Source organism: Saccharopolyspora sp. NPDC000995 (assembly GCF_053599315.1).
The window spans coordinates 61,805-70,816 of the sequence record NZ_JBSFLZ010000020.1 but is presented as its reverse complement, the minus strand read 5'-3'; the positions used below and the strand labels follow the sequence as shown (position 1 = coordinate 70,816).

Sequence of the window (9,012 nt, the reverse complement as noted above, 5' to 3'; positions counted from 1 at the left end):
GGACACCCGGCCGCGCCGGGTTTCCCGCAGCCTGGGCAGATCCCGCAGGCTGCTGCCGAAAAAGGACTTTCTCGAACGCCTTGGGGCGGCCGTGGCTGTCCTACGACTCGCCCGCGCGCAATGGGCCTCCCCTGGCGACGTAGCGGGGCCCCTGCGGGCCAGGCAGGATGGCGATGTCTCCTTCCAGGTCGGTGCGCAGCACTTTCGTGCCCGCGCGGGTTAGGTCATCGACGACGAACGGGCTCGGGTGGCCGTAGGTGTTGCCGTCTCCAACACTGATCACGGCTAGTCGTGGACGCACTGCTCGCAGGAAACGCGGTGTGGTGTAGCGGGATCCGTGGTGCGGCACCTTGAGCACGTCGGCTCGCAGATCCGCACCGGAGGACATGAGCCGCCCCTGGCCGGGCAGTTCGACGTCACCGGTGAGCAGGACGCGCCCGGCCGGTGTGGTCGCGAGCAGCACGATCGACGCGTCGTTGGCGTCGTCGGCCGTCTGCGTGCGGGCCAGCACTGGATCCGGGCCGAGCACGTCGAGGACCAGTCCCGGCCAGACCCCCCGCTGCCCGGACAGCAGCGGCACGACAGGAACCCGATGTGCGAGGGCATCTCTGGTCACGTCTTCCATCGCCCACGCTGGTTCTCGCAACGGGCCGATTGCGACCGCACCAACGGGGACCTTGCCCATCAGCGCGGCGAGCCCGCTGACGTGGTCGGCATGCAGGTGGGTAAGCACCGCCAGCGCTACTCGGCGAATGCCCAGCCGCTGCAGGCATTCCACAGCCCGCTGCGGATCCGGTCCGGTGTCGACCACCACGGCCTCGTGCTGGCCACCGGTGGCCAGCACCAGCCCATCTCCCTGGCCGACGTCGCAGGCCACCATGCTCCAGCCCGGCACCGGCCAGCCCGGCAGCATCGTGCGCACCGGCACCAGTACCAGTGCCGCGAGCAGCACCACGACTGCAACCACCCAGCGAATCCGCTTGCCGCGCAAGGCGATCAGCCCGACCATCACGAGCGCCGCCAGCAACCACCCAGCGAATCCGCTTGCCGCGCAAGGCGATCAGCCCGACCATCACGAGCGCCGCCAGCAACAACCCGCCGATGGTGCCAGATGGCCAGTCGAACGCCGCGCCGGGAACCGCCGCCGCCCGGTCCGCGACCAGGATGACCCACTCCAACTCCGGCGCCGCCAGCCAGCCGAGCACACCGGCCAGCCAGGGCGAAACCGGGGCGGCCACGGTGGCCAGCACGCCGAACACCGTCGCCGGCGCGACAACAGGCCCGGCCAGCATGTTCGCCGGTACCGCCACCAGGCTGACCTCGCCAGAAAGCGCCGCGATCAGCGGAGCCGTGACGACGTGCGCCGCCAGCGGAACGGCGATCGCTTCCGCCAATCCAATGGGCACTCCTCTCGTCCGCAATGCCGACGACCACACCGGAGCCAACAGCACCAGCCCGGCGGTGGCGGCCACCGACAGCGCGAACCCCGCGCTCATCGCCAGGTCGGGCTGGAGCAGCAGCAGACCGATCACGCTCGCGGACAGCACCGGCAACGCCGAGCGCTGCCTGCCGAGCACCAACGCCAGCAGAGTGATCGCACCCATCACCGCCGCACGCAGCACGCTCGGTTCCGGACCCGCCAGGACGACGAAACCGACGAGCGCCGCGCCCGCGCCGCTGGCCGACATGACCGGCCCCGCGCCGACCAGGTGCAGCAGCACGAGCACCGCGCCGCACACGATAGCGAGGTTGGCCCCCGAAACCGCCGTCAGGTGGGACAGACCGGCCGTCTCGAAGTTCTGCTCCACCTCCGGTGGCAGTCCCCCGGTGTCGCCGACCACCAACCCCGGCAGCAGTCCCGCCGCGGCCGGGCTGAGCACGTCGGCCGACACCCGCCGCAGGCCCTCCCGGAGGTCTTCCGCGACGCGCTGCCAGCCCGGAGCCGCCCCGACATCGGCCGGTTGGCCGGACACCTGGAGCACGGCGACCGTGAGCTCGCCCGCACGCGGCGGGGAGAGCTTTCCCGTCGCGGTCACCTGTTGCCCGGCAATTAGATCCCGCCACCCCGCAGTCGGCACCAGCAGCACCACTGCCCCGGCTGCCCGCGTTCGACGCCCGGTGAGCTCACCGGACTGAAGCTCCGCGCGGACCAACGACCTGTCCGCCGCTCGTCGGGCGCCGAACGCCGCGCCGCGCAACGGCCTTGGCGCGCTGGTCAACACGACGCGCAGTGTTGCCCGCTCGCCGTGCTCGGCTGCCAGTCGCACCGGAAGGTGCTCGACGCCGTAGGCGCGCACCGCAGTTCCGGTCGCGGCAACGCCCGCCAGCAACAGCACCGCGAGGGTGCCCCTGGCAACCGGCCCGGTCGGCGCCGCCCTCCACACCAGTGGCGCGGCCAACGAACAGAGCAACGCCAACACCGCGGCCGGAACCCAGCCCGCCAGCAATCCGGACAACGTCACGGCCCAGACCGCGAGTGCGGTCGGCACCAGGCGCAGGTCGAGTCTTGCGATCACACCCGCACCACCTCCCGCAGCCGGGCGAACCGGGATTCGCCGATGCCGCCGACTTCACGCAGCTGCTCCACCGAGTCGAACCGGCCGTGTTCCGCCCGCCACTGCACGATCCGTTTGGCGGTGACCTCGCCGATGCCGGGTAGTTCATCGAGTTGATCCTCCGTTGCGGTGTTCAGGTCAACCTTGCCGTCGCCTCCGCGCTGGCCGGACGACTCTTGCGGTGGCGGCGGCACGGCGACGTAGAGCTGTTCGCCGTCGACCAGCCGACGGGCCAGGTTGAGACCCGTCAGATCGGTGCCGGGCAGTGGGCCACCGGCCGACGCGACGGCGTCGGCCACCCGAGCGCCCGGCGACACGGTGACCAGCCCCGGGCGAGACACCCGGCCGACGACGCTGACGACGAGTTCCGGTGGCGCCGCGGTCGTGACCGGTGGCGGCGGCGGCGAGATGGGCGGCGGCGCGGGTTCGGCCGCGGGCTGGTTCGCCCACGCCCCGACCACCACACCCACCAGGACCACCAAAGCCACCAGGGCGAGCGCGAGCACACCGATCCGACCGGGGTCCACTCTGGACCTCAGCAGGGACTCGGGAAGCCATCTTTCTGCCAGCCGCCGCCAAGGCGAACCGGGTCCGGTATCCGGCGGCGTCACCGAGTAGTTGGGGCCGGCGCGCTCCGCCGGCTCGTCGAAGGACGCATGTCGCCGCAGGGTTTGCAGCCTGCTCCTCGGGTCGAGGTCTTCGGATTCAACTGCAGTGGAACGAAAGCTCCGCATCTCAGACATGCGATCGACGGTAGAGGAGACGAAACACGTTGCGCAGCTTAATTTCTCTCTACCCAGACCACAGTGGAAGAGATCGTCTCCGGATTCAGCTCGAAGGTGCGGAATCCGCCCACCGAAAGGTTTTCAAGCTCCCGAACGCCACCCGTTCGGGAGCACCACGACACCCACCGCTCCGGGCCCGATGTGCGCACCGATGACCGCGCCGACCTCCGAAACGACGCAGTCGGCCAACTCCCCGAGCTCGGCCCGGATCCGCCAGGCGAGCTGCTCGGCCCGTTCTGGCGCGGCCAGGTGGTGCACCGCGATCGCGGCGGTGCCGGAACCCGCCGCCCCCAACGAAATGTCCAACAACCGAGCCATGGCCCGAGTGGTCGTGCGCACCTTTTCCAAGGCGTCGATGCGCCCGTCGTGAACGTGCAGCAGCGGCTTTATCGCCAACGCCGTGCCCAAGACCGCCGCAGCGGTTCCGATCCGGCCACCACGCCGCAGGTATTCCAAGGTCTGCACGGAGAACAAAGTCATCGTGCGCTCGGCCGTCGAAACCGCGGAGTGCTCCACCTCCGCCAGCTCGGCCCCCGACTTCGCCGCCTCGGCCGCCGCGAGCACCGAAAAACCCAGCCCCATGGCCGCAGACCGGGAATCCACGACCCGGACCCTCTCCGGATCCACCTCGCGCGCGGCCAGTCGCGCCGCATCCCAGGTGCCTGACAGCTGCCGGGACAGGTGGACCGCGACCACGCCGTCCGCGCCGCAGTCCAGCGCGTCCTGATACGCCTGCGCTAATTCCTGCGGCGTCGCGCCCGCGGTGGTGACCCGGTGCTTGCGGTCGAAGGCACGCGCGAGATCACCCGGACCGAAAACGGGTTCGTCGACCGCGGCGGCGCCATCCACGCTGACGTGCAACGGAACGGTCCGCACCGCGTACCGCTCGGCGTATCCCGCCGGCAGGTACGCCGTCGAGTCGGTGACGACTTCTATTGGCACGCCGCAACCCTACGACCTCGCGGTCGGAATGCGATCAGCCGTCGACCAGTACCCCCGCGTTGTAAGTCATCAACCGCCAGCGCTGATCGCTATTGCTCCGCCGCTTGAGCACAACCCAGTGGCAGTTGCTGATGCCGCCCAGCCCCGGCCACATGTCCAGCGGCAGACCGACCAGCTTCGCTGTCAGAGCGGTGATCAACCCCCCGTGCGCGCACAGCAACGCGGTGCCGGGATGCTGGGATTCGAGCTCCTCGACGACCTCCAGCGCACGCTCAGCGACCTCGACGCGGGACTCGCCGCCCGGCGGCGCCCACGTCGGATCTGCCCGCCACGTACCGATCGCTCCAGGCCAGCCGTGCTCGACCTCCGCGCCGCTGAGCCCCTGCCACTCCCCCAGGTGCGTCTCGCGCAACCGCTTGTCCAACCGCACCGAGGCCCCGCTGACCTCGGCGAACGCTGCCGCGGTGGTGCGCGCACGGTTCAGGTCGGAGCTGACGGCGGTGTCCGGGGCGATCCGGGCGATCGCAGGTGCCGCGCGCCGCGCCTGCTCCCGGCCGGTCTCGGTGAGCGCGCTGTCGAGGTGTCCTTGGAGACGGCCGACCGCGTTGTAGTCGGTCTCGCCGTGCCGCCATAGGACTAACCGGTCCAGGGTCACGATTCGGCGTCCGGCGAGTCGGTCTCGGCGGGCGCGTGCTGGTCTTCGAACTCGATCCGCGGGCAGTCCTTCCACAGCCGTTCCAGCTGGTAGAACGCGCGCTCCTCGGAGTGCTGGACGTGCACCACGACGTCGACGAAGTCGAGCAGGACCCACCGGCCCTCGCGCGCGCCCTCCCGGCGCACCGGCTTGGTGCCGGCGGCGCGCAGCTGCTCCTCGACCGCGTCGACGATCGCCTCGACCTGCCGTTCGTTGGGTGCCGAAGCGATCAGGAAGCAGTCTGTGATGACCAACTGCTCGGAGACATCCAGCAGGACCACATCGGTGGCTTTCTTGTCCGCCGCGGCCTGCGCCGCGATCAGAGCCAGCCGGCGGGCGTTCTCGGTGGCTGCCACGTCACTCCTTTCGGGTGGGTCCGGTGTGCGACCCACGCCGGGTAGAGGATAGCCAGCCCGCCTCGCACAAGGCCCAACCCGCCTCCACGCCCGGGCCGAAGCCTCAGCCGTCCCAGGTGTCCTCGGGTTCGCGTGTGGTGTTCCCGCATGGGCGCCGCGCGAAGACCGAATCGCCCCTGCCCTGACCCACGTGGGCATTCACCCGACGGTGGAACATGCAGATCGCGCGACAGAGTGAAGCGAGCACCGGCCCATCCCGGCAGCGTTCGACGCCGTCGGCGACCACGCCCACGGTCACCGGCGGCCTAACGATCCGCTTCCGACCACGACGAGGTGCGGGGCGCGTCAGGAACCGGACGGGCCCCACTCCGCGCCGGATTCCGCGCCGGATTCCTCCCGGTAGAGGCCTCGCTTGGTGATGTACTGCACGATCCCGTCCGGGACCAGGTACCAGACCGGCAGGCCCGCCCGGACCCTATCCCGGCAGCCGGTGGAGGAGATCGCCATCGCCGGGATCTCCACCAGCGACACCGCCCCGGCGGGCAGGTGGGCCCCGTTGAGTGAGTAGCCGGGCCGCGTCACGCCGATGAAGTGCGCCAGGTCGAACAGCTCGTCGACCCGGTGCCAGGACAGGATCTGCTCCAGCGCGTCGGCCCCGGTGATGAAGTAGAGCTCCGCGTCCGGGTACTGCTGGTGCAGGTCGGTGAGGGTGTCGGCGGTGTAGGTCGGGCCGCTGCGGTCGATGTCGACGCGGCTGACCAGAAACCGCGGGTTGGACGCGGTGGCGATCACCGTCATCAGGTAGCGGTCCTCGGCGGGGCTGACCACCTCGTGGCTCTTCTGCCACGGCTGGCCGGTAGGCACGAAGACGACCTGTTCCAGGCCGAACTGGGCCTGCACCTCGCTGGCCGCCACCAGGTGCCCGTGATGAATGGGATCGAAGGTGCCACCCATGACCCCGATCCTGCGACGAGACATAGCTGACAAGCCTAGAAAGCCGACGGCCCGCGTCGATCGGCGGGGCGTGCGTCGCGCATCACGGCGGCCCGCGAAGCAGGCTCACACTCCCCTATGAGCTGGTCCCCAGACCACGCTGACCGTGGAGCCCGGCCCACGCTCCCCTCTGAGCCGGGCCCCACGACCCTGCGCAACCCTCGGCGGCTGGGGGCCCACCTCAGGTTGCGGGCGCTGCCATTTCTCAGGCGCGCATCGGTGTGACGCGCGCACCTGGGAGACCATGACGCGACCGCCAAAGTGTCCTGCGTCACGCTTCTGGGGCGATCGTCGCGCCGGTTTCGGCGTCCTTGACCAAGATCGCCTCCACCGGGCACGACTCCGCCGCGTCGACCACCTCATCGGCTGGCTCCACCGTCGCCTTCTTGGCGCAGGAGTAGCCGTCCACCAGCTCGAAGTGGTCCGGCGCGACACCGGCACACATGCCGGAACCGATGCAGGTATCCACGTCGACCTCGATCGACCAACTCATTCGCCACCTCTTCCAGTTATGAGCGAGCTCACTCACACCTTGCCACGGCAGCAGCATCCGCTGGGGACCGCGGACGAGCATTCCGGTCTTCCAGTCGACGTCGTCGGCGGGGGTCGCGAAGCGCGGTCCCGGTAGTCGCGTCAGCAGCTTGCGCAGCGCGACCTGCAACTCCATCCTCGCGAGCTGGGCACCGAGGCAGTGGTGCGGGCCGTGCCTGAGGCGAGGTGCGTCGCTTCCTGACGGGTCAGGTCGAGGTGGCCGGGATCGTCGAACACGGTCTCGCCGCGGTTCGCCGAGGCCTCGCCGACCATGACCGGCTCGCCGGCGCGCACCAGCACGCCGCCCAGTTCCACGTCCTCGATGGCGTATCGCGGGAAGCCGGCGCCGACTTCGAGCGGCACGTAGCGCATCTTCTCCTCGACGGAGCGCGGCATCCCATCGAGGTCCGCGCGCAGCGCGCCGAGCTGCGCTGGGTGCGTCAGCAGCACGTAGGCGAAGTCAGGATCTGTCGCGGTGACCTCGTGACCGGCACCAGGTTCCCGACCGCCAACCTGACGAGCTCGTCCTCGGAGAGCTTGTGCTGCTCGGCGTGGGCCGCGATCAACACGCTGAGCAGGTCGTCGGCCGGTTCTTGCGCGTTCGGCGATCAGCCGGCCACTTAGACGAGCATCTTGTTAATGCAGTCGGTCGAACTGCTCCGCCCGGCGAACAACGCCGACGCGGCCTGCAACAGCGCATCCTTGATGGCGGCCGAGTCACGCCCGCGGCGCGGCGCCTGGGTCAAATCAGCTCTCCGGGCAGGAACTGGTGTTCGCCGGGGCGGAGCCCGGCCGCACGTGCCCGTCGCCGAAGGCCAGCCACTTCGTGGAGGTCAGCTCCGGCAGCCCCATCGGGCCGCGGGCGTGCAACTTCTGGGTGGAGATACCGATCTCCGCGCCCATCCCGAACTCGCCTCCGTCGGTGAACGCGGTGGAGGCATTGACCATCACCGCAGCCGCGTCCACCTGCACCGTGAACTGCCGGGCTGCGCGGACGTCGCTGGTCACGATGGCTTCGGTGTGCCCCGAGCCGTGGGATCGGATGTGCTCGACCGCGTCGGGCAGCGAATCCACCACCGCTGCCGCAATGTCCAGCGACAAGAACTCGGTGTCCCAGTCCTCATCGGTCGCGGGGACCACGTTGGAGCCCCCGACCTCGAGGACTCGCTCATCGCCGTGCACGGTCACACCCGCGCCATGCAGCTCGGCGAGCGCTCGGGGAAGGAAGTCCTTCGCGATGTCCTTATGCACCAACACCGTTTCCGCCGAGTTGCACACGCTGGGGCGCCGGGCCTTGGAGTTGAGCAGGATGCGCAGCGCGGTGTCGAGCTCAGCGCTCGCGTCTACGTACACGTGGCAGTTGCCGACGCCGGTCTCGATGGCCGGCACCGTGGCGTTCTCCACGACTGCCGAGATCAGCCCAGCGCCGCCGCGCGGGATCACCACGTCGACCAACCCGCGCGCGGTGATCAAGTGCTTTACGGACGCCCGGTCGTGGCACGGCAGGAGCTGCACGGCGTCGGCCGGCAGGCCTTGCTCGCGGACCACGTCGGCGAGGATCGCCACAAGCGCGGTGTTGGAGTGCTCCGCCGAGGACGAACCCCGCAGCAGCACAGCATTGCCAGCCTTCAGCGTCAGCCCCGCCGCGTCCACCGTGACGTTGGGGCGCCCCTCGTAGACGATCCCGACCACGCCGAGCGGTACCCGGACCTGCTGCAACTGCAACCCGTTGGGTAGCACGCCGCCGCGCACCACCTCACCGACCGGGTCCGGCAGACCGGCAACCGTGCGCAGCCCGTCGGCCATCGCGGCGATGCGCTCGGTGCTCAGGCTCAGCCGATCGATCAGGCTTTCCGGCATCCCCGACTCGCGGCCCGCGGCGACATCGCGGTCGTTGGCGGCGAGGATCTCCGGCACACGCTGCACCAGCGCGTCGGCCATCGCGTGCAGCAACGCGTCCTTGTCGCCACGGGTGGCCTGCGCCAGCTCCGCCGCCGCCCGCTTGGCCCGCCGTGCCGCGTCGCGAACCTGCTCCCGCAGCTCGTCTCCGGACACCTGGTCTGTGCTCGTGGACTCGGTGGTGGTCACCTGCACAGACTAGTCCGTTCGGCCCGCACCCCGACATCGGATTTCCCGCCCGGTCACCCCGGACGTGG

General features: G+C 70.2%; 9 protein-coding genes and 1 pseudogene. All 10 read right to left on the bottom strand.

Translation table 11 applies throughout. The features are described 5' to 3' along the window. Nucleotides 1-100: 100 nt before the first annotated feature. A complete protein-coding gene (locus ACWDKQ_RS10070; protein ID WP_450138403.1) occupies nt 101-880 on the bottom strand; it encodes a ComEC/Rec2 family competence protein in 780 nt (259 codons plus the stop codon). A 226-nt stretch (nt 881-1,106) separates the two neighbouring features. Continuing rightward, nucleotides 1,107-1,808, bottom strand: a pseudogene (locus tag ACWDKQ_RS10065) (ComEC/Rec2 family competence protein); the annotation flags it as partial. A gap of 704 nt (nt 1,809-2,512) precedes the next feature. Beyond that, nucleotides 2,513-3,298 carry a ComEA family DNA-binding protein gene (locus ACWDKQ_RS10060; RefSeq protein ID WP_450138399.1) on the bottom strand — a complete coding sequence of 262 codons (786 nt, stop codon included), beginning with the start codon at nt 3,296-3,298 and terminating at the stop codon, nt 2,513-2,515. 123 nt (nt 3,299-3,421) lie between these two features. Then, entirely contained in the window at nt 3,422-4,282 is an 861-nt protein-coding gene (locus ACWDKQ_RS10055) for a DegV family protein (RefSeq protein WP_450138398.1), read from the bottom strand. 34 nt (nt 4,283-4,316) lie between these two features. Next, nucleotides 4,317-4,937: a histidine phosphatase family protein gene (locus tag ACWDKQ_RS10050; protein ID WP_450138397.1), complete on the bottom strand. Its 621-nt coding sequence runs from the start codon at nt 4,935-4,937 to the stop codon at nt 4,317-4,319. Further along, entirely contained in the window at nt 4,934-5,332 is a 399-nt protein-coding gene (gene rsfS / locus ACWDKQ_RS10045; RefSeq protein WP_450138396.1) for a ribosome silencing factor, read from the bottom strand. Before rsfS ends, ACWDKQ_RS10050 begins: the two co-directional genes overlap by 4 nt. A gap of 345 nt (nt 5,333-5,677) precedes the next feature. Further along, entirely contained in the window at nt 5,678-6,310 is a 633-nt protein-coding gene (nadD, locus tag ACWDKQ_RS10040) for a nicotinate-nucleotide adenylyltransferase (protein WP_450138395.1), read from the bottom strand. A 286-nt stretch (nt 6,311-6,596) separates the two neighbouring features. Next, the gene (locus tag ACWDKQ_RS10035) at nt 6,597-6,992 is read right to left on the bottom strand and encodes a 4Fe-4S domain-containing protein (RefSeq protein WP_450138394.1); all 396 of its coding nucleotides are present in this window, start codon (nt 6,990-6,992) and stop codon (nt 6,597-6,599) included. Continuing rightward, nucleotides 6,959-7,306: a cytochrome P450 gene (locus ACWDKQ_RS10030; protein WP_450138393.1), complete on the bottom strand. Its 348-nt coding sequence runs from the start codon at nt 7,304-7,306 to the stop codon at nt 6,959-6,961. Before ACWDKQ_RS10030 ends, ACWDKQ_RS10035 begins: the two co-directional genes overlap by 34 nt. A gap of 297 nt (nt 7,307-7,603) precedes the next feature. Beyond that, nucleotides 7,604-8,950 (bottom strand): glutamate-5-semialdehyde dehydrogenase, encoded by a 1,347-nt coding sequence (locus ACWDKQ_RS10025; protein ID WP_450138392.1) that lies wholly within the window; start codon nt 8,948-8,950, stop codon nt 7,604-7,606. Between the last annotated feature and the right edge of the window lie 62 nt (nt 8,951-9,012).